This is a genomic window from Vibrio sp. D404a (assembly GCF_030248535.1).
GTDB lineage: Bacteria > Pseudomonadota > Gammaproteobacteria > Enterobacterales > Vibrionaceae > Vibrio.
Genome location: NZ_JAHGAJ010000009.1, coordinates 1 through 24,764 on the forward strand (window position 1 = coordinate 1; position 24,764 = coordinate 24,764).

A 24,764-nucleotide genomic window follows, 5' to 3' on the forward strand; every position below is an offset into this window, starting at 1 on the left:
GGTGATTGGCTATATATTTTGTGTGAACAATAAAGGTTCACTAACAACGTCAGTTGGCTAGGTGACCCTCGGCTTAAGAAGGGTCACTTATCTTAATGCACTATGCGTGCCAACTTTTAAAACCCCATTTTACTACGCATCAGCACACTTATTGGCCGTTTGACAGCGGTTCATTTGCAATATGAAATTGCATTTTGCAATCAATACTAATAACGCTAGTGATTATGTTGTTATTACTGTGTTCCGATGAACTTTTTATTAAGTCACTTTCAACCGGAACTAGACTCAAATTACATAATCAATACGTAATACATTGAAAATAAACATCAATTGAGTACCAGCCAAAAAAAACGCAAACATGATTTAATCAGTTTGCGTTTTTTGTTTGTTATCTTATCGATACATCACTAGCGAGCGTTTGGCTTGCTGTGACCGCCTGGTTTTGGCTTGTTGCGATTACCGGTGTTTGGTTTGCCCGAAGATGCAGAACCTTTAGGCCCATAGCTTGCGCCGTAACCTGATTTACCTTGACTCGGCTTTGATTTTCCACCGTTTTGTTTATTGGTAGATGGTCTCTTTGAAGACGACTGCGTTGGTGATGGCTTTTTACCTTTCTCAGCAGGGTTCGAGTTCGACGCTGAACTGTTTAGAGGCTTCTTACCTTTACCACGTTTAAAGTTGCTTCCATTGTTCTTAACCGAAGCTTCGTCGGCCCCGTGACCTTGCGTCTTAGGCGCTGCAGATGGCTGACGCTTTGGCGCAGGACCTGTACCCGGTGCGTGACGCTTGTTTTTGCCAACAGGCTTGTGACCACGTGCATTCTCTGATGAACGCTGGCCATCAGAATGTTCTGTTCTTGGCTTCTTAGGTTTTTTCGGTTTCTTAGTCTTGATTGGACGTGTATCAAGCTTAGATTCAGGCAGCTTGTTTACTGGGCTAAAACCTTCCAGTTCGCGGCGTTCTAAAACTTGTTGAATCAAGCGCTCGATACCAAACAGTTCAGAGGCTTCATCCGCACACACTAGCGAGATCGCTTTACCCACCTCACCTGCACGACCTGTACGTCCAATACGGTGTACATAGTCTTCCGAAACATGTGGCAAGTCGAAGTTAACAACTTGAGGTAGTTGAGGGATATCGATACCACGCGCGGCGATATCCGTTGCGACCAGCACTCTTACCTGACCAGTTTTAAAGTTCTCTAGAGCTTTGGTTCGCGCACCTTGGCTTTTGTTGCCGTGAATTGGGGCCGCAGTGATACCTTGGTCATCAAGGAAACGCGCCAGCTTGTTTGCGCCGTGTTTTGTTTTGCTAAACACAAGCACTTGCTGCCAATCATTATCTTTGATCAGCTTAGCTAGCATCGGTGCTTTTTTCTTCTTATCCGCAGGGTAAATGCTCTGCTCAACTGTTTTCGCCGTTGAGTTAGCTGGGTTTACTGAGATTTCTACTGGGTTGTTCACCAATCCTTTTGCAAGGCTACGAATCTCATCAGAAAAGGTTGCAGAGAAGAGTAGGTTTTGGCGTTTCTTAGGTAAGAAGGCTAGGATCTTGCGGATATCACGAATAAAGCCCATGTCCAACATGCGGTCTGCTTCATCCAAAACCAGAATCTCAAGCTGATCAAAACGCACTGCATTTTGGTTGTAAAGATCCAATAGGCGTCCCGGCGTCGCGACCAACACATCACTACCTTTACGCAGTTTCTGCATTTGTGGGTTGATCTTCACCCCACCAAATACCACCGATGAAGTCAGTGGTAAATGAATCCCGTACTTCACAACACTGCCATTCACTTGTGCAGCCAACTCGCGAGTTGGTGTCAGCACCAATGCACGAACTTGGTTTGCACGGACACGTGGCCCGTTAGAAAGCAGCTCTAGAATAGGTAGCGTGAAGCCTGCGGTTTTACCTGTACCAGTTTGAGCGGCGGCCATGACATCCTTTCCTTTTAGAACCGCTGGAATCGCTTTTTCTTGGATAGGTGATGGCTTGTCATAACCTTGTGCTTCAATCGCTTTTAGGATTGGTGCAGAAAGGCCTAGGGAGGTAAAACTCATAGATTAATGTCTCAGTTAACGAAAAGGTAAGCTCAGTGCGAGATGCGCCTGGGCTGTGTAACGCTAAATCGTGACCAGCATCGCGTTACAGAGCGCGGTATTCTGAGGCTTTTAACCAAATTCAGCAACTAAATTCTAAATCTAGTTTCATTAACTTGCGCGCTTTCTCTGGTACATTTTTTCATCAGCTGCTTTTAGCAACTCATCGACATCTCGATAGACTTCGGTGTAAGCCACCCAACCGATACTGACATCCAGAGAAATCTCTCTTCCATCAAACTGTACTGGTCGCAAACAGATGTCCCGTTCAAGCTTGCTACGGATTGAAAGCAAATGCTGATCGTCATGCACGCGCGGTAACAAAATCAAGAATTCATCTCCCCCCATACGAGCAACGATATCGGAGCTTCTTAGTACTCCACGGATTCGCTTAGCGACTTCCACCAGCACCTTGTCACCGGCAGCATGCCCATAGGTATCATTGATCGACTTAAAGCCATCAAGGTCAATGTTCATGACAGCAAAATGCTCTGAGCCATTACGTTGCGCATTTTTAAACGCCATTTTAAGGCTGTACATAAAGTAGCGTCGGTTAGGCAGCATAGTAAGTTCGTCATGCATCGACCGCCCATGTGCTATCGTGTAGAGTCGATAGATCATAAAGTAAGCCAGCGACAACAGCAGCAAAAGGGTATAACCGATAATTCGAACAATGTGAACTCTTATCCATGGAACGTCCATCAGCACATTGTCGTCACCTGCAAGTGCGAGAAACCACCCTCCGTAAGGAAAGTTCGCCATCTCGGTCGCAAAGGCGTTGTTAAACACAGTTTCACTGCCATAGAACACCGCGCCATCCTTGCCCGCGCTATTAAAGCCTCGAATCGCAAATTGATATCGGTTCTCCAACTGCGCTGCACCAGCGTCTTTGAGTATGGATTCTAGGCTGATAACCGCACTGGAAACGCCCCAATACTCTTGATTGAATGGAGGATCCATGAAGATGGGTGTACGAGTGATAAGCGCCCAGCCCCCCTGAAAGAGCTCGACAGGGCCTGAGATAAAGGTTTTTCCGATTTTTCGAGCCTGAACAACCGAAAACCACTGCTCAGGGTGATCTCGATAATCGATGCCTAGTATGCTCTCGTTACCTTCGCGAGGATAAACAAAGCTAAGCACATCGTTTTGAGCCAGTCCTATCAACTGGATATGAGAGCCGTCTTGAATGATGCTGTCTGCAATCTTATTCCACTCTTGAGTACTGCCTTGTGGGGCAATGGCGACCTGTGTCGACATACCATTAAGCAGATACATGTCAGTGACAATTACCGCCTCGATGCGAGAGCGAACAATCGACAGCTGTTTTTGTGCCTCTGAAAAGGATTCATTTTTTAAGAAAGCTATCTGTTTTTGGTGGAAAATCTCAACCGCACTTATCGTCGTTAGCAAAAATAAACAAGACAATATCCTGGCAGACCACTGCTTGCTTGAACGATTCGTCATACTTCGTTCCCCCTGCTCTGTCTATTTTTGTATGTTTATCGCCCTAAAATAAGGCTAAATAAACATCAATCACTACTTTTTGCTCTCGTTTATCTCATAGTATGCAGCTAACAGGCCAAAAATCTATAACTTGTAAAATCCACATGTAAATAGTGAGCTTTTCATCACCAATAAACATTTATAGAAGTTATTACTTTGCTGCAAGTTGTTTGTGTGAGCTATAAAATAACAACAAGCTGACCAAACACTTACATTGTGAGTATGGCTCAATGCTATTTTCTTTTACTCTCTTTCTTAGTTCGGTACCTTTGATATGAAGCTAAAAACAATAACACTCTGTATTTTGCTATCGACAACCGCTGTCGCAGGCGCTTACGCCGAGCAAAATGCAATCTTAGAAAACGCCAATCAAAGCAACTCTAACGCTTCGCAGCAACTCAACGCTTCGCATAACCTGGACGCCTCTAACCAAGAAAGCTTCAAAGCCTCTGCAGACATCATAAGAAATACCTACGAAAGCCAACTTTACACCCTAGCTGCTTTTAAAGAAGGCCATTATGGCGTTCGTATGTTCCGACAAACGCAAGATGAAAAATATGCGGCAGCTGTATGGAGTGACATGGCACGTGTTGCTAGCAAACTAAGTCGCCTTTCTAACGACGTCTACACTCAAGAAGAGATCGTTCTCTATTCAGAAAAACGCATCTCTTCATATTTAGATGAAGAAGATGAGCGCAGCGTTCGTCGTTACAACATCACCAAGCATATGCCAGAGTATCTATTCTTAGGTGTTGACTTACTGGGATCGATGGCTCGTGCCAACGAATACGGCTTAGAACATCTCAATGACGACAAACTAAGAGAGATTATCCGTCGTTACGACTTCTCAACATACGTCAACAATGAGGATATGGTGAAAGCATGGGCTGCACAGTTGGCAAACCAAGTGTATTGGTTGCGTCAACTTGGTGAGCAAGATGTTGTTGATGAATTCGTTACAACATTCAAATCCGCCTACCCTGATAGCCAAGACAAAAAGCTCTCGACTCAGCAGTATGGTAATAAGATATACGGAATGACCCACATCATTTTCGGTGACTCGGAGTACTATCAACACCAAGTGAGTGAAAAAGAGCACCAATGGATATACGACTATTTCCGAGAAAACATCGACACCATTTTGCTGCGTGCGAAAGAGGACGTGATAGCTGAAGTCGGTTTGACCTTCTTGCTGGCAGGTTTAGAAGATGACCCCGTTGTTGAGAAAACCCGCCTTGCAATTCAGGCTTCAATAGACAAGCAACAAGGTATGATTCCATCCATCACCGGTGATTTCGACTTAGAGTATGGCGAGCATAGAAATGTTCTCGCAATCATGCTGCTCGATTGGCAACAGGTGAATGAAGCCCCAACATTTCAAAAGCACCCTAAAGTGTTCAGCAACTTGCCATACGGCTTAGTGGAAAACAAACCACATTAAGCACTCGCAGTCCTTTCATCAATACAACAAACCCAAGCCTGTCGCTTTGGGTTTGTCGTATGGTGGTGTCTAATAGGAGCTGTATTATAGGACTTGAAGTATTAGTTAGCCTTTGGCTTTGTCATCACAATGGTAAAGTCACCATCGCAATAGCCATCCACTAACCTGACATCCTCACACAGCGTTTTGCAGAACCGATAAACCCCTTGAGGGTGGTAACTAACAAGCAACTGACGTGCGGGATAGTAGTGCTTGTCGAGCAAATTAAATACCACCGCTTTATCAGCCAATGCATACATGCGTGTGATCATGGATGTTAAGTAATGTTCATTGTTTGAAGCGTAATTAAGAGAGCCACTCGCCACAACCACGTCATGAGGATTGAGACTAAGCGTGCTGATATCGCCGCGCTTGAAATGACACGCTGGGCTCTGATGAAGAGCTTTGGCTTGTTGAATGAAGTTAGCGTGTTGCTCTACCCCTAGGTAGGAATGGATGGCGTATTGTGACGTTAAGAAAGGATACAAATCGCCATAACCGCACCCGAGATCAAGCACAGAACAGCCTTCAAACTCTACATTGCTGGCAATCGCTGCAAAACGCGAGTGCTGTGAGTCGCGATCCGTCCAACCGAGTGAACGCGCTTTATCTTCAGGCCAGCGCTTAGACTGCTTTCTGTGGTACCAATAAACGCGGAGCCTATCATACCAGTGCATGACACGACTCCTCGCATGCTGAGCTGTCTCTGCTAACAACAAGATAATACATTCGGTTATGTTTCATGGCTTGTTCCGGGAAGATAACTACCAAGCTTATAGCCGATGGCATAACCAACCACAGCGACCGTAACGAAAACCATCCCAGAAAACACATACGCGACCGTTGCCATGACGCCAGCCCCCCATACCACACTAAATACCAAGCCTAAATACGCCTCTTTAGGCCATTGCGTCACAGGAAAATGACTGTCACCCGCCAGTAAAACGATCAACGCTGACACGAACGAAACGGCAACCAACAAGCCAACACACACTCTTGCTTTCATAAAAAACCTTTATTAAATAAAGCGATAAAACTCATCTTTAAGTTTCTACGCACGCTTAAAGTATATATTAGTTGCCTCTACCTCACTATTCCCCTAACGAGCGATACAGCGTCTTTTCAATAAGATAACTGCAGCAACAAAAAACGGGCACTCAGGGAGATACCTGAGTGCCCGTTAAAGACAGGTACAGCTCTGTTTAGCCGCGCTTATAGCAAGATAAAGATGCCCGCTAGACATGCACTCATCAGGTTAGCCAGCGTGCCCGCAGCAACCGCTTTAAGACCCAAGTTTGCAACCTCAGCACGACGCTCCGGAGCAATCACACCGATAGAACCTAACTGAATCGCAATTGAACCGATGTTGGCAAAGCCACACAGTGCAAAAGTAATGATGACTTGGCTGTGCTCAGACAACAGTGCTTTGTTCTCAACAAAGTCGATGAAGGCAACAAACTCATTCATGATGATCTTTTGGCCAATGTAAGAACCCGCCATCAGAACTTCTTCACTTGGGATACCAATTACCCACGCCAATGGCGAGAACAGGTAGCCAAACACCGCTTGTAGCGTGATACCAGTGAAACCTAGTGTTTCACCCAAGCTCTCAAGACCCGTGTTCACCATCGCGATAACACTCACAAACGCAATCAGCATAGTACCCACCGCTACCGCGACTTTCATGCCGTTCATTGCGCCGCTTGCCAATGCATCAATCACGTTGCTTTGATCAGCCTTGTCTAGCTCAATGTTTTCATAGTTACTTGGGGTATCTAACTCTGGAACAATAATCTTAGCCATAAGCAGGCTACCAGGCGCTGCCATGAAGCTTGCTGCAATCAGATATTTAAGCTCAACACCTAGACCTGCATAGCCACCCAACACACTGCCCGCAACCGATGCCATACCACCAGCCATAACCGCAAACAGTTCTGAACGAGTCATTGATTTTAAGAAGGGACGAATAAGAAGTGGCGACTCGCCTTGAGATAGGAAGATATTGCCTGTTGCAACTAATGATTCTGCTTTACTGGTGCCTAGAAGCTTTTGCACCGCACCGCCTAGAACTTGAATCACTTTCTGCATCACACCAAGATAGTAAAGTGCAGAGATCAGCGCGCTGAAGAAGATGATGATTGGCAGTACACGTACAGCGAAGATAAACCCTTCTGTCGCAAGGCCACCGAATAGGAATGATATACCCGCATCCGCAAAGCCAAGCAGGCTTGATACGCCACTACTTAAGCTGGTTAGCGCCATTTGTCCCCAAGGGAAGTACAGCACCAAGGCTGCGAAACTGATTTGAAGCAAGAAGGCACGAATGACTGTTTTCCAGTTGATTGCCGAACGGCTCTCAGATAGCAGGTACGCGCAAGCAATTAGTGCAAAAACACCAACAAAACCAAATAAAATATTCATAAATTGTCCTAGAGATCCTTAAAGAGTAAACATGAGCCAAGCGAATGACATCAAAGGAAAAGGACAAAGAATCGCGAGCAATACGCTACGCGAAGAGGGCGTTAACAAAGTTAACGAATGTAACAACGAGTTGTTCATGTAAGATCACCTTATACAAGCAGTGGAACGCAGCTGGTCCGGTCCGTGGGGTCATTCACATATCCATGTGACGGCTTGTATTGGCTAAGCACCGGCTTAAAACCGGAAGAGAAGTATAAACAACTTAATGAGACTTTCATCACATTTTTAAACGCAAACGATCGCGCGGTCAAAGATTCATCAATTCGGTCGAATTTGATCGGAATGGGTGAGTTTTTCCATTAAAAAAAGCGACAATTTTCACTGTCGCTTTTCATGACTTTTAGCTTTATGGCACATACGTCCAGCGAATTAAAACAATTCCAATCACTATAATTAGGTAGCAGAACGTGACTTTATAACGTCCACGTTGCGAATTTACGCGATTTGTTCCAACTTTCATTTATCATCATTCAACCAATTGAAAGTCGTATCGACCATCGTTTTCTGCTCGCTCTCTAATCAATAACACGTCTTCGTGGAAGGTCAGTGCGAGTAATTGATCACTATATTCGTACAGGTAAGAGACCGAATGTTGTTTGTTGAGTACCTGTTTTGGCTTTCCCAGAAGGGCAATAACTTGTTCTCTGGTCGTGCGCTTTTCAATCAGCAATTCAAGCTTTGCGGCATCAAACCGCTCTGGTCTCTCGATCATCTGACGCAACTCATCTGAAAACGACATCCAAACCGCTCCCATCAACAGAGCCAACAACATCAGCAATGATTTATTCAACACAATACCTCTCCTAAACTCAATCTCGAAGGCTACCACTAAAGGGGTGTAAAGGCTGTAAGCTGTTGTAAGAGAGGATTCTATCCGTGTGGCATAACGTCATTGCCATGGCTTACCGATCAATATTGCTCTGCGGTGACAAACGCCGCGCTGGTTTTATCTGTCGATAGCTCAAAGCAGTACTCTGCATGTTTTTTCAAACACTGGAACACCTCAACGTCGAGCTTGTGGTTTTGAACGTGGTCGTCCAATATCGCCAGTGTCTGTTCTAAACTCATCCCCGGTCGATAAGGACGAGACTGAGTCAATGCTTGAAACACATCAACCACTGCGACAATACGGCTTGGCTTGTCGAGTTGTTCGGCGGTTTTCCCCATAGGGTAGCCTGAGCCATCCAATCGTTCATGGTGATTGGATGCCCACTCACAGATCTGCGGTGAACTGAATAACTCATGCAGCGCAAAGCGAGAGTCCGTTGCGTGACGCTTAATGCAGCAGTACTCCTCATCAGTGAGCGCTCCCGGTTTGTGCAAGATCTCTCTGGGCGTCTGCAACTTACCAATATCGTGTACCAATCCTGCGAGATAGAGTTTTCTTTGGGTTGTATAGGAGTAACCCAGCTGCTTACCAAGGTACTCGGATAGTTGTCCGACTTTGAGTGAGTGCTGGAACGTAAACGAACTTTTGGCATCCACCACATTGGCAATAAACTCTGCAAAGGCGACGGTTTCATCCAATGACATTTGCTGGGAAAAGAACGGCACAGGTTTAAACCTATCGCTCATGATCTGAATGTACGAGACATCCATCGAAAACCAGAAGTCATCGGTGTCCACAAGCTCACACATATGCTGAACAAGATTGCTTTCAAACAACAGGTCCGCTTGCTCGGTGAGGCGCTCAATAATGTAAGCCTTTCCCGTCGGAGTAAGATTGCCAAAGCGATCAGCTGATGCGACGCCACATAAGTAGTCAACCCTATCTGCCAGCATCACTACAGCCGCTAACTCTTTCTCAAGTTGGCTAACGGGTAGGTCTTTCAGCTCATTCCAAGGTGTATGATGGTACAAAACGGGTTTTGCAAAAATGGAGAGTACCGGGCACTGTTTGAGAATCTGATAGCCTTTCTTACAATGATGATGCGTTGAGTCCGGAATAAAACCGGCGATCAAGCTAAGCTGTTCATCGACTTGTGAAACACCACAATCGTGAATAAGTCCAAGTGAGAATGCCAGTTGAGCTTGCTCTTCTTCCCAACCGACACTCAGTGCGCAGCGATACGCGATATACCCTACTCTTTGTCCATGGTGCTTGCTTTCAAAGCCGACGTTATCGAGTGCTTTAGCAATACCAAATAGCGCCTTGCGCAAATCTACCGTCACACTCTGGCAGTACAAATTCATTAATTAAGCCTAGTTATTATGTTTTTTATATTTATTGGAGGCCAATACTAATCGATTACAAAACATATAGTCACAAATTAAGTAAGGTTTATTGAGTTTCGTGACATAAATAACGTATAACGCATTTTTCGTGCTACAATTTGCATAAAAATTAGACAGTTAACAGTATAAAGAGCAAACTAGTACCAAAGTATAATGCCCCTTAAGCAGTCAATGAGGACACGATGTTTAAAATAAAAATCAATAATGAAATTTCGATCGCGTTGGTACAAGAGAGTTTCGCAGCACAATATGCACAACTCGTTTCGGCACAAATCGATTATTTAAGTCAGTGGTTAGCATGGCCACCTCATTGTCAAACCGAGCAAGACTTCCGTATATTTATCCAGCGCTCGCTGCACGATTACGCAGAGGGAAAAAGTATGACCTGTGCGATCGTCTATCAAGATGCCATTGTTGGTAACTGCAGTTTCAACACCATCAATCACGACCTCAAGAAAGCCACTGTTGGTTACTGGTTATCGGAGTCTCAACAGGGTAAAGGGATTGTGACTCAGGTGGTTACAAAACTCATTAAGATCGCTTTTGAAGAGCTTGATATGGAAAAAGTAGAGATATCTGCCGCGGTCGAGAACACCGCAAGTCGAGCGGTTTGTGAAAGACTCGGGTGTCAACTCGAAGGGATCATTACCAGAAGCGAAAACTTAAATGGGCGCATCGTCGATCATGCCATTTATGGATTAGAACGTAAGTAATAACTGGAAGTCGGTTTGAGAAATAGAGGATAAGATCTATTTAAAGCTATTTTTCCGTTATTGTATTAAATATGAAATACGTAATCACCTGAATCAGAACTCGATACGAAATAAAGCGCCGACAAAATAGTCGGCGCTTTATTATTGAATAATAACTCTAATTCAGTTAATTATCCTCAGCATTTCGTTTCGGGACAACAATAATAAACTTCGCCCCGCCATGAATACTGTGATCTAATTTAATTTGCCATCTCAGCTTTTTCGCTGCCGCACTTGCAATCGCAAGCCCTAATCCAAACCCACCCGTTTTTGCGGTTCGACTTTGATCTAAACGCGCAAACGGCATTAGCACTTCATCGCGTTTATTTTCTGGGATCCCTTCGCCATCGTCTTCGATCACGATCAACCAGCTCTCTGAGTTTTCATCGAGAGTCACCCACACCTTGTTTCGAGTATAATTACCGGCGTTTTTGAGAATGTTATCTAGCACCAATCGAGCCATTGTGCAGTCACACTTGGTTGCAAAGCTGTTGACCACATGCGATTCAAACTCAATGTTCTTTATCTTGGAGTAGCGCACTCTGTCCAAGCAGTATTCATTCAAATCGCAACTGGTCTTAATCAGTTCGAAGAATGAGTTATCCACCACATTCAGTTTAGACAGCATGATGATTTCAGAGGTTAGCTGATTGATATCGTCGATGTAGCCATCAATGTCATCAAACAATACCTGCTGTTCGTTGGGCGCTCCTCGTCGCAGCAGATCGGTCGCCAATTGAATACGACTGAGCGGAGTTCTCACCTCGTGAGGGATCGCCTGTGCAAAAATGTGGCTCTGTTTTACTTTGCTCTCGATTTCGTCTGCCATCAGGTTAAAGCTATTCGCCAGATCAGAAACCGGATGTATGTCGTCCATATCCGAGCGTGTGCTCAGCTTACCTTTACCAAATTGTTGCTGTTTTTCCACCAAGAGTTCAATTCGTTCTTGAAATCGACGTACAGGTAAATAAATGCTGGCACCAATGGCGATAATGACAGCGATTAGGAGCGCAATAAGGAAGTGGCGCTCTGAGTCTTCATACCACTCGATATGAGGGGCGAAAAAATCACCGACCTCACTGAAGACGAAGCTGAATTTGGAGTTCGGCAGTTGGTACACTGCGGAATAGAGGTTTCTATCGCTGAGGTAGATAGGGACACCATTCAGTGTCGTAAAATGCTCGCACTTGGCACAAGGGGCTTGGTTATCCCAGTTTTCAATAAGGCGGAGGTTGAAAATGTAAAACTGCTGGTAACCGGTTCTATCTAGCTCTCGATAAAGGGAGGTTTGACTATTGCGTTGATGGATGTACTGATCAACAAAATAGGAGCCATCATTAAGAAAGCTCTCGATTTCAGTTCGACGCATGTGCCCTTCCCCTAAGGTCACAAACAGAAAGATCGTCGCAATCATCCCTGTAACGATACCAATATAGAGCCGAGCGAACATTGAAATTCTTCTCAACTGGCTCACTATTCGTTTACGCAACAAGCATGTACCCCTTATTTCTCACCGTTCTGATCAATTGCTTATCTTTAGCGTGAGCCCGCAATTTACGACGTAGACCAGAGATACGCATATCAATCGAACGGTCGTTGAAGGCGTAATCAATACCACGGAACAACTGACAGCACTGATCACGTGTCACCACCTCACCAAGGTTATTGACCAATAGGTTGAGAATCTCAAACTCCGCAGAAGTGAGTTGCAAGTCTTGTCCGTATAAAGTGGCACTTTGAATGGTGGTATTAACGACGATATCGCAGCTTTGTTCTTCGTTTGAGCCTAGCGGTGTGCTTGACGCTGCGCGGCGCAGTAAGGCCTCAATTCTTGCCAGAAGCGCGTGGCCTCGAATGGGTTTTGTTACGTAATCATCAGCCCCAAACTTAAACAAGCTTACCTCGCTCATTTCGTCGGCTGAGGCGGTCAATACCAAGATGATGCCTTTGTAAAACTCACGTGCCTGTCTGCAAATTTGTGCACCACTGAGGCCTGGTAGCATTAAATCTAAAAGCACTAAATCCGGCTCTACTTCTCGAATCGCTTGCACTGCCAAGTTGCCTTGATCAACAACCTCAACCTGATAGCCTTCGGCTTCAAGATACAGAGTGGTTAAGCGCGCGATCTCTTGGTCGTCTTCAATTATGAGCACTTTTGCTTTAGACATTTCCATCACCAGTATTTATAAATGCGCGGGCAGTATATAGACTGAAAATACATCATCAATACTGTAACTGAACTTGCAATTTTACAGTACGCAAAACAATGTATTCATCTCTGTACACCTGTTTTTACGGTTTTGACCTTAAATGCAGTCTGTTGCGCCTTTATCTATATCCTTAAAAACAAATTTATAAAACTGACAGCATAGTAACTTGCTCCTCTTACATCTCCTTTATTTTCTTACCCTCCCTTACATACAGATTATTTACAACTAACCAAAAGTTCATTCATTCTATCCACTGTCTTTATGCAAAATTTATTACTAATAGAAAGATAGATAGCAGTAATAAAATCTAGAGGAATAAGTGATCATGACAGGGAAAACGATTACTTCAACAAGCCGACAGTGGAATCAACCTCACAATCTATTTGCGAGTGTATTTTTCTTCTCAGTGATTGATTAGTATCGATGACATGAATTATTCACCAAATAAATAACTCTCTCAATGGTCTATCGTATGAACAAAAAACACCTTGCTGCACTATTTTTGGCAAATTTCCTATCTTTTAACACGGTTAACGCCGCCCCATTAGATGAGACGGCACAAAAGATTGAGCAACATGTCATGTCTTGGATGAAAGTCGATGTGATGAAGCAGAGCAGCATCATTCAGAAAATGGTGTTTGATTGTCAGTTCTACAGCGCAATACCGGCGTTAAAATCTCCGAACGGCAGCGAGAGCAGCTTTGGCCGTTATCAGTTCTATTCGCACAACGGCGTTCTCGGTTCAATGACAGAACCTTACACCACCCAGCCTCTCCCTGAGCTTCAACTGTGTATCAAGAGTGGTTTCAAAGTAACAGATAAAGACCAAGCACAGCTGTTGTTTGAAGCTATAGAGACCGTCTATCCGAATGAATCAATGTTTGATCAAAACTACGCTAAAGAGATCATCAAACAAGAAGGGGCTTGGCATCTCATTGATGGTGAAATTTTTGATGACAAAAAGGGGTATGTCATCGAGGTCAACACTCAAGGGCGTGTGACTAAAGTCATTCGCTCATTGAACCTCTAGTTTCGAATTGTCCATGATCGCCCTTCCAAGCATAAATAAAACACTCATGGCGAATTGCAGCAGCCTTGATACAAATGGCTGCTTATCTCTTTTCACTCTTTCAGTTAAGCCTTAGTTATGCAAACTTACCTACCATTTGAGCATCTAAAATGCCCTATCTGGGTTTACGACATCGACCATAAACTGATCGTTTGGGCGAATAAGAGCGCACTGCCACTCTGGGAGGCTGACTCCTTTCAAGAGTTGGCTTCTCGCGACCTTGGGCAAGAGATGTCAAAAGCTATTGAGGCGACACTCGAAGAGTATCAAAGGCAATTTCATCTCAATCAAACCATCAAGACCTGGTGGAACTTCACCCCAAAACACATAGCCAAGCGTGCTTTGTGTCAGTTTTCAGGTATTCCCCTGCCCGATGGTCGTATCGGTATGTTGGTTCAAGTTGTCGCTGAGGAGAACAGCCTAAAGCACGACCTTGCTTGTTCTGACGGCTCTAACTTGTCTTTACTATTTGATAAAACAGGCGCAGTGGTCAGCGTGAACACAGCGTTTTATCAAAACTACGGCAACCCTTTCAATCAGTTGATCGACTTCCTCGGGAACGAGGAGACCGTCGACCTCTGGTTGTATTCTGCCATGCGTGGGCAAGAGCTCCTTGAAGAAGTCAGCTGTAAGATAGGTGGCAAGATCCACTACTTCGATGTTCAGGGGAAGTGGTTGTTCGACAAGAGCCAATTACTGCTTAACCTGACCTGCATTACTCGTCAAAAAGAACGCCTTTTACTAGCAAAGTACAACGCCGAGCATGACTGCCTAACCGAACTCTATAATCGCCGTGGTATCACTAACTTGTTGGTTACTAGTATTGATTACCGCTCCCCATTCGAACTGATGTTTCTCGATCTAGACGGTTTCAAACTGGTCAACGATACCTATGGCCACAATGTCGGTGATCAGCTACTCAAACAGGTGGGTATCAGGCTCAAAGAATTGCTAGATGATACTTGCATGATAGGTCGCTTTGGGGGTGATGAGTTCATTGTGATCGCACACGCCTGTCGTAACCAAAACATCCCTCTGCTTTGTTCGCGAATTATCAACGCACTGAACAAAAGCTTCCATATCGCTGGCATTGGCTCCTTATCCGTGGGATGCAGCATTGGGACCGCCCATTTCCCAGACAACGCGATGGATCAAGAATCACTGCTCAAACAAGCTGGTATGGCGATGCACATGGCAAAAGCCAACGGCAGGAATCGCTACCAAACCTTTACGCCTGATCTTGCTAATGCGCTGCATCGCAAAGTTGATATTCGCCACCGACTAGCAGGTGCGATAGAGAACGATAACCTACACCTGCACTATCAGCCCATTATTCATAGTGAATCTAACAAGATCACTGGCTTTGAGGCTCTTCTGCGCTGGAAAGATAAAGACCTAGGCCAAATTGAACCACGTGAGTTTATCGGCCTTGCTGAAGAGACAGGGCAAATTGTTCCGTTAGGCCGCTGGGTATTGAACGCGGCCCTCAAGCAGCTAGCACAATGGCATAAAAAATTTAGCCCAGAGCTCTCACTGAATATCAATATCTCTGGCAAGCAGATCCATTCCGCTTTTGCTGAACAACTGTCGGCGATGTTGAACTTCTACCAACTGCCAGCAAACAAAGTCGCTCTGGAGATCACTGAGTCGGCGATGATCTTCAAACACGGTGAAGTTAAACAAGTGCTCTATGACATTGCAGCACTCGGAGTTGAGCTACACCTTGATGATTTTGGAACCGGCTACTCGTCACTCTCGATGTTGCATGACCTGCCCATCAGCACGGTAAAGCTGGATAAAAGCTTTGTTCATGGCTCACATCAGGGAAGTAAGGCGATCGTCAAAGCAACGCATGCTATCTGTGAAAAGCTTGAGCTTAAAGTGGTGGCAGAAGGTGTCGAAACTGAAAGCCAAAAACAGTTTCTAATTAATTGTGGTTATCAATACTTTCAAGGCTTTCTATTTGGTAAGCCTATTTGCCCCGACGAGATCGAAGAGTACTTTCTAACTCCAAGCTATCACTGATATTTTATTCAATAATTTCATATGGTTAACAATGATACCCCTTACACAGGCTTACATTGTACAAATCTAAAAGGGGTAGTCTTAACTGATTGTTTTTATTGATATTTAATGTAACTAAAACAATCTAATCAATATTTGAAACCATCGGCTATCTGTTTTGTTAAGTGCGCTTCGTTTAACCTCATTACACACAAGGCTTTGTCCGATTAATCACTTACCAAAGCCACTCTAAGTTACTAGATGAAACAGAGATACTATGCACAAGAAATCCGGCTTTACTGTACTCGAACTTATTGTCTGCTTGGTGCTTGTCGCTATCATCGCAACAACGGCCATGGTGAGGTTTCTGGAAATTCAGAGTGATGCACGTGCCAATAAAATACGCGAAATCGCTGCAAACCTTCAAACGGGTATCGATATGATATATGCAAAATCGATGGTCGAAGGCGTAGAGAATGAATGCTCGTATGCGGAACCATATACGAGAATATACGATTATCCTGTCTGCCATGCATACCCTATTGCTTACATTAGTTCTGTTAGCGAGTTAATGAACATCCCACCGAAAACCGATGGAAACGGAAACGAGATCAACCAAGATTATCCACTCTCCGTCCGTAACATAGAAATTAAAGAGAAAGATGTAATCACTACACATCCACAAGAGCTTGTTTCTGCAATCCATTTTACAGGAACAACATATACATTCTTACCCAAGGGGGATTACTGCCAAGTGCTTTATCAACCCGAAAGAGAACCTCAAATTGTTGTTCTTGATAGTGCTTGCTAAAAGTTGCGAGGGTTAAAATCAACCGTTGATGACGTTACGGGAAATATCTTCCTCCCTGCGTCATCGACTCTAAGAGTATAATTACTCATCGTATATTCTCATTTCAAATCTCTTCGATAATTAATGTACTCGTATATATTTTTTAAGAGAATAACACCGTTAGTTACATAATTATTTCATAATCAATTTATAACCAAAACTCATCCAACAATATAATCTATAGCCTTATGTAATTAGAGTGTAGTTTTTATAATCATCTCTGTATGAATACATTTTTATTCGTGCAAACTGAAAATATTTTTCCTTAGTTTGAATGAACTTTAATTTTAAATTAAAGAGTCTTTCATACCCTATATTGTAGTTTAAAAGCTCTAATCATAATTTCCCAGTTAAAATCTATATAACACACCCGTACAATAAAAATTACTTATATTAGGTATCGCTAATTTAGGTTAGCTAAACTGAACCAAAAATCATCATAAACGGCAAATTCAGATTGGATAAATACCAAAACAAATGGATTTATCCTTCTTCCCTCTTGTAAAACTCCTTTATTGATTTATAAATCCTTCTTTTGAATGAACATCTCTACAATTCTTCATTGACGCCCAAATTCTGCGATAAGTATCAAAGTATTGAGAGAAATAGTGACTTTTACGTGATGCCGTTTAGAAGGGACGCTGGGTTTAATGAGCAATAATAAACTGATTATTAACATAATAACGAAAACAACCATCACTTAGGAGTTAAGCTATGCACTGTTCCCTGAATATATATAACGACAATGAAAGCTTACAGTTAATTTATAATGAAGAAAAAATATATATAAAAAAGAACAGTTGCAAAATATCGGAAGAGACTCTCAATAGTAAGGAGAGTTTTGTAATAAAGTATTTAATTGATAACTCTTCAATTTCAAACCCTCGTTCTGCGAGAGATGTTGAAGAATCATTTAAACAAAATTTCAATGAAGAGTTCAGCTTATACGCACTAAAAAACACCATTGCATCAATAAGAAGAAAATACCGTAACCTGTGCAAAAAGGCGAATGTTGAATCCCAGAGTGAACTCATTTCAAATCTCTACAAAGTCGGATACTTTATTGACCTCGACAGAGCGCCAACCAGTCAAGTTAACTCTAGGGTAGACATCAACCAATTCAAACCAACCCACTTTAAGGTGCTGTTGCTCTTGCTTCGTACCTACTATAAAGAGCTATTTAAAGGGACCATTATCGTCCTGTCCGCTTCGTCATTGATCTTGTTTGTTATCTACTTCTTTCAAATCCTTTATACGACAAAGATCGCCGACCAATTCAGCGACAATACCAAGCTCGTCACCCAAGAGCTTAAAAATTATGGGTGTGATAACAGCGATGCTGTTCAAGCGATGAGGCACTCTTTAAATCTAGACTCTGCAGTGATGACCACTCCTGATGGTTCCTGCTATATCTCTACAACGCGATCAAAAGCCGTTATTCCTGATAACATCGGAGAGTTCTACGACAGTTTAGATTTTACCTACTCAGATTTCTCTTACCCCGACGAAAACATCTTTCTCACGGTGCGTATCCCTAAGCGCTCGATTGAAGCTCGCTATCGAAATTCACTGTTGCCTTTGTTCGTTGATTCCGTGTCGATTCAAAAGCATGGCAATGTCATCCTCCATCACAACGAGAACCACTCTCCCCTTTATGATCACTCGCTAGCCACAGGAGCAACCATCAGCTTCTATAGCCACAATATCAGCGTTATCTGGGTAACATTAACCCTGCTGTTAACGGCACTGCTCTACCATCGCCACCTATTCGGCGTGGTGCTGTACATGCTGCGCTGGAAGCGAATCTCATTTGAAGAAGAACCAATCATCAACACCGAAGATAACAGCGTTCTCTATTATGAGCTGCTATCTAGGGTGCGTTCAGTAGGAGTGTTAGATTTCATCAACTCGATGAGACGCTCTAACTTGCTGACCTTCCATACCATTTTAATGATAGAAGCGGTGAGAAGCGCGAAGAACAACAACAGCCATGACAAATATGGCGTCAATGTTTGTCCAAGCAACTTGGTGGGCGCGAATTTCGCTAAAATCAAGCCTCACTTGGCGGCAATGGAGGCCAATGAGTTTGTCGCAGAGATCACCGAATATTCCAATATCGGTTATGGCGATGAGGTTATCGACAATATCAAGACGATCAAGAAACTTGGGATCACCATTGCACTCGACGACTTTGGTACTGGGAACAACAATATCGAAATCATTAGTGCAATTTCACCAACATATCTCAAGTTAGACCGCTGCTTTGTGAAGGATATTGAGTCTGGTGAATATCACCAAGGCGTATTACTCAACATTTCTGAGATTGGTCGCTTATCGAACATGACCATGATCTACGAAGGTGTCGAGACACGCAGGCAGCAATACATACTGTGCCAATTAGGCTACAACTTGCACCAAGGTTACCTCTACAGTCGACCTGAGCGTACAAGTTAGTAATCCCTAACATGACAGCTAATCAGCTCTATGTATCTAGAAGCTTCTATATACAAGCCTCTGCGTGCTCGCTAACGTTGCGAGCACGTTGTGGCGACTTTGGAAAATAAGTCGCCATTAATCCTGCTACGGGCAGCGGCTTATCGAAATAGAAGCCTTGCAATAAGTCACACTCATATTGCTGCAGCTTAGCCATCTGTTCATCGGTCTCAACGCCCTCTGCCACCACTTTCATCTGGCATGAATTACCAATATCAATAATCGCTCTAACTAAGGTTGCGCTGTGCTCGCTAGTATTGAGCTTACCAATAAACGAGCGATCAATTTTAATCTCACTGACAGGCAGGGTGTTTAGATAATTGAGTGACGAGAACCCGGTACCAAAATCGTCAAGCGAGATCCCAAAGCCAAGCTCACGCAGTTGTCTGAGTACCGGCTCGACAATATGGAGGTCTTTAATCAGGATGTTCTCCGTGATCTCCAAGGTCACGCGATTCGCTGATAGCCCTGTAGCACTCACTAAATGTTCAACCCTCTTTGCAAAGCCGCTCTCTAATACTTGCTTAGGTGAAACATTAACCGAGACACCGATGGCATCTTGCCCATTTGGCATAAGCAGCAGCGTATCCTCACACGCTTGCTGCAATACATACTCTCCCAGCTCTTGTATTAAACCGAGACGTTCTGCAGCAGGAATAAAGTCTAACGGTGAAACAAAGCCGAGCTCAGCATTGTTCCAACGACACAGTGCTTCAACCCCTCTCACCTTTTGCGTCTTTGAATCAACCTGCGGTTGGTAAACCACGCTGATCTCTCTGTTTTTTAACGCCAGTTTCAGCTGCTCTTCAACACGGAAGTCATAGGTGACTTGCTTGTTGATCACCTCATCATAAAAGACGGCCTCACCTTTCTGGCTATCTTTCGCCTTGTAAAGCACGATGTCGGCCTTAGTCAGTAGCTCGTCGACTTCGATACCATCGTACGGGTACATCGCCACACCTGCAGAGCATTGAGTGGTCACAGTGATACCACGCAAATCGAACGCTTTGTTGAAGATGCTCTGTATTTGCGCCACTTTCTGTTCTGCTTGAGCCAACTCGTCCAATTCAGGAAGACAAAATACAAACTCGTCACCGCCAAAGCGAGACACAATGTCGTGTTCATCTAGACACTTTTCGAATCGATGACTGATCTGCTTGAGAAGTTCATCACCATAACCATGTCCATACTGATCATTGATGCGCTTGAAATCATCAAGATCAACAAACACAATCGCCACCAGCTTGTCTTGCAATTTAGACTTAGCAATGGCGTGATTGACTCGATGTTCAAGCTCTGAGCGATTGGGTAGCGCAGTCAACGCATCATGCCTCGCCATATGCTTTAGACGACGCCTGCTGTTTTTCAACCGATTAAAATCATCAGCGATACGCTGCTCCATCTGCATAAAACGAAGCGATATTTTACGGCTGACAAAAACACTCAAGAAAATGCAAATAAGCGTCGCCACAACGCTGAATACGAGTACAAGACCAAACTCATTGCGCGAATCATGCATCAACTCTTCTTTGCGTTTCTCAATAGACGTCTGAATATGGTTGAGGTAGATGCCTGTCCCTACAACCCAGTTCCAGCCCTCAATCTTCTTTACATAACTTGTTTTCGGCCCAAGTACACCTTTGCTGTCTTTGGTGATGTAATCAACAAATCCACCGTTTCTAGATTGACTTAGAACCTGAGTTTTAAAGCTCTCTCCGATCTCTTGATACAAATTCTGTCCGCTGCCTATCAAGATTTCATTTCTACGTAGCAGCGTGTTTCCGTTCTCTTCAAACACAAAGATATAGCCATCTTTGCCGATGGTGACATTAGCAAGAATATCTAGGATGCGTTGATAACTTGTCGCTTTGATATCATCAAGGTAGATGCCTGAACCAAAGAACCAACCGTAAGGCTCAAAGCGACGAATGTGACTCAACTTTTCAAACTCTTGTTCGCCATGACCCGGACGTTTAAATTTATAACGTGCAAACCCACTCTTAGCTTCTTGCAATAAGGCAATCTGCTCAGCAACCACAAACTGACCTTCATCGTTGCTAGCGCCCATTCGATTAGTATTCTCAAATTCAGGTCTTATTGGATGAACCAGCGCTGTCCCCTGCATGTCATAGACGTAGATATAGTTTTCCTTATTGGCAAAACTCATTCGACGTATCTCGTTGAGTATCATGGCTTTCAGTTCGGGATGAGAAAGGTGCTGGTTAGAAGAGTAGATATTCTGAGCCACGGTATAAGCGCGATCGATACGCTTTTTTAGATTTCTCTTCGATTCAGCTTCCGCTAGATGTTGTGACTGTTCGATCTGCTGTGAGACCTGCAATACTTGCGCTTCAATCAGGCGCTTTTGCGCAGCAATGTAATCCAAACGCACCAAATCAACCAATGCCCTAACCTTATGGTCAACACCAGTAATCATGATCAGGTTCAGTATGAGCGCAGAAGAGATGATGATCGCAATCGGCAGGTACTTAGTAAACCAAACCAGCTTTTTATCATTGATGTGCAGCATGCAGGGACTTATAGAATAATTAGTACGAAGTACCATATGTTCGCATTATTTTTACTGAACATCCATCCCTAAAAATAAAAATTCCGCAGGGTTTATAAAAAACAGTTGCTAATCTCAATAATAAGTTTAGTGTTATACACATGTATATCACCATACCGAAGTGACTATGATCGAATGGAAAGATGACCAACCCATCTTCCGGCAATTGGCTGGCAAGATCACCGAGCAAATCATGCAAGGGGTTTGGCGAGATGAACAAGCTTTGCCCTCCGTGCGAACGATCGCGGCGGATCTCAAGATAAACCACCTCACCGTTATGAAGAGCTACCAATTATTGGTTGACGAAGGCTTGATTGAGAAAAAACGTGGTCAAGGGATGTTTGTCGCACTCGGGGCCGAGGCACAATTAAAGCAGCGTGCCTATCGCGATTTCGTTACTCACAAAGTTCCAGAGATCGCAGTAACGCTTAAAAACATAGACATGAGCATCGATGAGCTCGTCTCTCTGCTAGAACAACAAACAAAGGAAAAGTCATGAAGACATTGCTTTCCGCTAACAAAGTCACTAAACACTATGCCAATAACACGGGCATAGATAACATCAGCTTTGAGCTTAAAGCTGGACAAGTCTTAGGTTTACTCGGTCATAACGGCGCGGGAAAATCGACTCTGATTAAATCGCTACTTGGCGGGCACCGCTATCAAGGCGACATCGAAATCAATGGTTGTCACCCTATCGAGCAACACGCAGAGCTAATGCAGCATCTCTCTTACATCTCAGATGTGAACGTTCTTCCTGAGTGGATGAGTGTCAAACAGTTGCTCAAGTATACGGCAGGCGTTCATCCGAGTTTTGATCGCTCTCGCGCAGAACGTATTCTGAGTAACACCGATATAAAATTGTCTTCAAAGATCAAACAGCTTTCAAAAGGGATGAAGGTACAACTGCACCTTTCCATCATTATCGCTACCGATACCAAGGTGTTGATCCTCGATGAACCAACGCTTGGCCTTGATCTTATCTACCGTGACACCTTCTATCGCCACCTACTCGAATGGTTCCACGACGGTGAGCGCGCATTGATTGTCGCAAGCCATGAAGTCGCTGAAATCGAGCATCTACTTACCGATGTGTTAATCATCAAACAAGGTAAGTCTGTGCTTTATAAAAGCATGGAGCAAATCGAAAGTGACTACTTCATTCTTGATGCAAGCAACGAACATACTTCGACAATCACTCAACTTAAGCCACTAAGCTCACAACCGAGTCTAGGCAGCACGAAATGGCTGTTAGAGAGCCAGTACAAACCTCAGACTGAGGGCTTTGGTAAAACACTCAATGTTGGACTTTCCGACCTTTTCCTCGCGACACAAAAGGAGAACGTTTAAATGCACCCTAGCGTTTATATGATCGAAAAAGAGCTGATTGAGCATAAGCTAATCACACGACTCCCAATGTTTGTTGCCCTAGTTAGCCTAGTGTTGTTTGCAAGCTTAATGTTTAACACACCAGCGCAGCACAATGTTTTCTTCCAAATGGAAGTTCATGGCGACATCAGTGAAATCCATCAAGAGTTTGCACGTGATATTAACTCGCTGATTGTTGTGGTAGCGGGCGGACTGTCGCTTCTACTCACCACCCTCTACATTCCAAAAACATTGAGAAAAGAGCGCCAAGAAGGCAGTGCTATGTTTTGGCGTAGCATGCCGGTGTCGAACCACCTAACTCATGGCGTTAAGTTGGCCGTTGGTTTATTGGTGATTCCTGCGATCTGTTCGCTATTGGTGTTAATTTCAGATGTTCAACTTTGGTTGATCCAAGCGTTTAACTCTAAGCAACTGGCTCTGTTGGTTGAACAGCAATCGCTCTTTTATGTGCTCACTAACTGGCTGATGTTTTTATTTAGAATGGTGTTGGTCGCTCTGGTGCTTTTGCCACTCGCGATGATAACCCTCGCTATTTCTCAGGTCGTTAATTCACCACTACTGATCATGTTCATCGGTGGCTACGCTCTCAAATGGTTTTCGCTAACGCTGTTCGGAACTCAGTGGTTGAGTGATTTCCTAGCTCTGATCGTTTCTTTGCCGATCACAGCTCTGTTTAGTCCGAATCCGCTTAGTGCTGTCATTGAAGCGCCTGTATTATCGATGATTGTCTACGTGGTGCTTGGCGCTCTGGCATACCAAGCAAGCCTAAGACTCAATAGAACCGAAGATGTCAGCTGGAGAAACCTGTTCCTGCGTTAGCATCACCCATTTAGGCCTTTTCAATCATTGAAGGTCGAATCGCCACTCATAGCCTCTGTTCATCAGGGGCTTTTGTTTTTACGGACTTGCTGTTTTGAAAGGCTTTTTGCTTTTAGGGACTTTTTGCTATGACGAAATTGGTAGTAATAAGGTGCTAAGTATCAGTGTGAGTTTTGATTGAGATGTTCAGAATTTAAAGTGACAAGTATTTAGGGGAGATAACTGAGCTGGCATTGTTGTATCTGTATAAGATTTGCCAGCTCTGGGGTTGGTTATGTGCTTAGGTCAGGAGTCGCCTATCTACGCACATGGGGGAAATGCCAATATGGCTGTTAAAGCTATAAATGTATTAGCTTATTTTTTCGAAGCTTCTTTCGCTGTGTCTTTCCAGTATTGAATACGAACGCGATGAAGCTGTGCTCTTCTCATTTTTTTCATAAGGGTTATATCCTTTCCGTTTGACTGCTCTTCATGAGCTATTTTTATTTGCCAACTATTCGAATCTAACTGTGTTTTATGGCCAAATCAACGATACACATCACAAAATATAAAGAGTAGCGCGTGGTCGTTGCATCATAATATGACACAGTTATCAACTATAGCTCAGTTCATTCCATTGAGCTAAGTTTCATATCTAACACTAAATTGGCTTGGTGACAAATATATTTCAAACTCAAGACGGTTTAATGAAACCAAAATTGACCTTGGTCCCTTTTTAGCTGCCAAATCCACAAACCAAGTCGCATAACTTTGCTAGGTTGTTGCTCCATAAGACATTTATCGACTTAATTGGAAAGTCTTTACCTATTCA

19 protein-coding genes are annotated in these 24,764 nt (G+C 43.7%); 9 read left to right on the plus strand and 10 right to left on the minus strand.

Annotation, left to right across the window (positions count from 1 at the left end; translation table 11 throughout):
* Positions 1-407 precede the first annotated feature (407 nt).
* Entirely contained in the window at positions 408-2,060 is a 1,653-nt protein-coding gene (locus KI655_RS06410; RefSeq protein WP_285402836.1) for a DEAD/DEAH box helicase, read from the minus strand.
* Positions 2,061-2,210: 150 nt separating this feature from the next.
* Positions 2,211-3,563 (minus strand): diguanylate cyclase domain-containing protein, encoded by a 1,353-nt coding sequence (locus KI655_RS06415; RefSeq protein ID WP_285402838.1) that lies wholly within the window; start codon positions 3,561-3,563, stop codon positions 2,211-2,213.
* Between the two features lie 313 nt (positions 3,564-3,876).
* On the opposite strand from KI655_RS06415, the gene KI655_RS06420 reads away from it, so the two are divergent.
* Positions 3,877-5,043: a DUF3541 domain-containing protein gene (locus tag KI655_RS06420; RefSeq protein WP_285402840.1), complete on the plus strand. Its 1,167-nt coding sequence runs from the start codon at positions 3,877-3,879 to the stop codon at positions 5,041-5,043.
* Between the two features lie 101 nt (positions 5,044-5,144).
* On the opposite strand, the gene KI655_RS06425 is transcribed toward KI655_RS06420, so the two are convergent.
* The 5 genes from KI655_RS06425 to KI655_RS06445 form a co-directional block, all read right to left on the minus strand.
* A complete protein-coding gene (locus KI655_RS06425) occupies positions 5,145-5,759 on the minus strand; it encodes a trans-aconitate 2-methyltransferase (protein ID WP_285402842.1) in 615 nt (204 codons plus the stop codon).
* A gap of 56 nt (positions 5,760-5,815) precedes the next feature.
* The gene (locus KI655_RS06430; protein WP_285402844.1) at positions 5,816-6,088 is read right to left on the minus strand and encodes a hypothetical protein; all 273 of its coding nucleotides are present in this window, start codon (positions 6,086-6,088) and stop codon (positions 5,816-5,818) included.
* A 206-nt stretch (positions 6,089-6,294) separates the two neighbouring features.
* Complete coding sequence (locus KI655_RS06435) at positions 6,295-7,503, minus strand: NupC/NupG family nucleoside CNT transporter (RefSeq protein ID WP_285402845.1); 1,209 nt, start codon at positions 7,501-7,503, stop codon at positions 6,295-6,297.
* A 526-nt stretch (positions 7,504-8,029) separates the two neighbouring features.
* Positions 8,030-8,356: a hypothetical protein gene (locus tag KI655_RS06440; protein WP_285402847.1), complete on the minus strand. Its 327-nt coding sequence runs from the start codon at positions 8,354-8,356 to the stop codon at positions 8,030-8,032.
* 116 nt (positions 8,357-8,472) lie between these two features.
* Positions 8,473-9,756, minus strand: a complete 1,284-nt coding sequence (locus KI655_RS06445; RefSeq protein ID WP_285402849.1) for an HD-GYP domain-containing protein — start codon at positions 9,754-9,756, stop codon at positions 8,473-8,475.
* A 224-nt stretch (positions 9,757-9,980) separates the two neighbouring features.
* On the opposite strand from KI655_RS06445, the gene KI655_RS06450 reads away from it, so the two are divergent.
* Positions 9,981-10,511: a GNAT family N-acetyltransferase gene (locus tag KI655_RS06450; protein WP_285402851.1), complete on the plus strand. Its 531-nt coding sequence runs from the start codon at positions 9,981-9,983 to the stop codon at positions 10,509-10,511.
* A 166-nt stretch (positions 10,512-10,677) separates the two neighbouring features.
* On the opposite strand, the gene KI655_RS06455 is transcribed toward KI655_RS06450, so the two are convergent.
* Positions 10,678-12,039: a HAMP domain-containing sensor histidine kinase gene (locus tag KI655_RS06455; RefSeq protein ID WP_285402853.1), complete on the minus strand. Its 1,362-nt coding sequence runs from the start codon at positions 12,037-12,039 to the stop codon at positions 10,678-10,680.
* Positions 12,032-12,718, minus strand: a complete 687-nt coding sequence (locus KI655_RS06460; RefSeq protein WP_285402855.1) for a response regulator transcription factor — start codon at positions 12,716-12,718, stop codon at positions 12,032-12,034. Before KI655_RS06460 ends, KI655_RS06455 begins: the two co-directional genes overlap by 8 nt.
* Positions 12,719-13,232: 514 nt before the next feature.
* Between KI655_RS06460 and KI655_RS06465 the strand changes: the two genes are divergently transcribed.
* From KI655_RS06465 to KI655_RS06480, 4 genes are all read left to right on the plus strand, one after another.
* On the plus strand, positions 13,233-13,790 hold the full coding sequence (locus KI655_RS06465; RefSeq protein ID WP_285402856.1) for a hypothetical protein: 558 nt from the start codon (positions 13,233-13,235) through the stop codon (positions 13,788-13,790).
* 117 nt (positions 13,791-13,907) lie between these two features.
* A complete protein-coding gene (locus KI655_RS06470) occupies positions 13,908-15,854 on the plus strand; it encodes a bifunctional diguanylate cyclase/phosphodiesterase (protein ID WP_285402857.1) in 1,947 nt (648 codons plus the stop codon).
* Positions 15,855-16,110: 256 nt separating this feature from the next.
* Positions 16,111-16,644: a type II secretion system protein gene (locus tag KI655_RS06475; protein WP_285402859.1), complete on the plus strand. Its 534-nt coding sequence runs from the start codon at positions 16,111-16,113 to the stop codon at positions 16,642-16,644.
* Positions 16,645-17,397: 753 nt separating this feature from the next.
* Entirely contained in the window at positions 17,398-19,137 is a 1,740-nt protein-coding gene (locus KI655_RS06480) for an EAL domain-containing protein (RefSeq protein WP_285402861.1), read from the plus strand.
* 46 nt (positions 19,138-19,183) lie between these two features.
* Here the strand turns inward: KI655_RS06480 and KI655_RS06485 are convergent, their stop codons facing one another.
* Positions 19,184-21,706: an EAL domain-containing protein gene (locus KI655_RS06485; RefSeq protein ID WP_285402863.1), complete on the minus strand. Its 2,523-nt coding sequence runs from the start codon at positions 21,704-21,706 to the stop codon at positions 19,184-19,186.
* 166 nt (positions 21,707-21,872) lie between these two features.
* Here KI655_RS06485 and KI655_RS06490 point away from each other — a divergent pair, with 166 nt between their 5' ends.
* Genes KI655_RS06490 through KI655_RS06500 form a run of 3 tightly spaced genes read left to right on the plus strand, consistent with a single transcriptional unit; the run spans position 21,873 to position 23,953 of the window.
* Positions 21,873-22,244, plus strand: coding sequence for a GntR family transcriptional regulator (locus KI655_RS06490; protein ID WP_285402865.1), 372 nt, complete (start codon positions 21,873-21,875; stop codon positions 22,242-22,244).
* The gene (locus KI655_RS06495) at positions 22,241-23,095 is read left to right on the plus strand and encodes an ABC transporter ATP-binding protein (RefSeq protein ID WP_285402867.1); all 855 of its coding nucleotides are present in this window, start codon (positions 22,241-22,243) and stop codon (positions 23,093-23,095) included. Before KI655_RS06490 ends, KI655_RS06495 begins: the two co-directional genes overlap by 4 nt.
* Positions 23,096-23,953, plus strand: a complete 858-nt coding sequence (locus tag KI655_RS06500; protein WP_285402868.1) for a hypothetical protein — start codon at positions 23,096-23,098, stop codon at positions 23,951-23,953. It abuts the gene before it with no gap.
* The last annotated feature ends 811 nt before the right edge of the window (positions 23,954-24,764 follow it).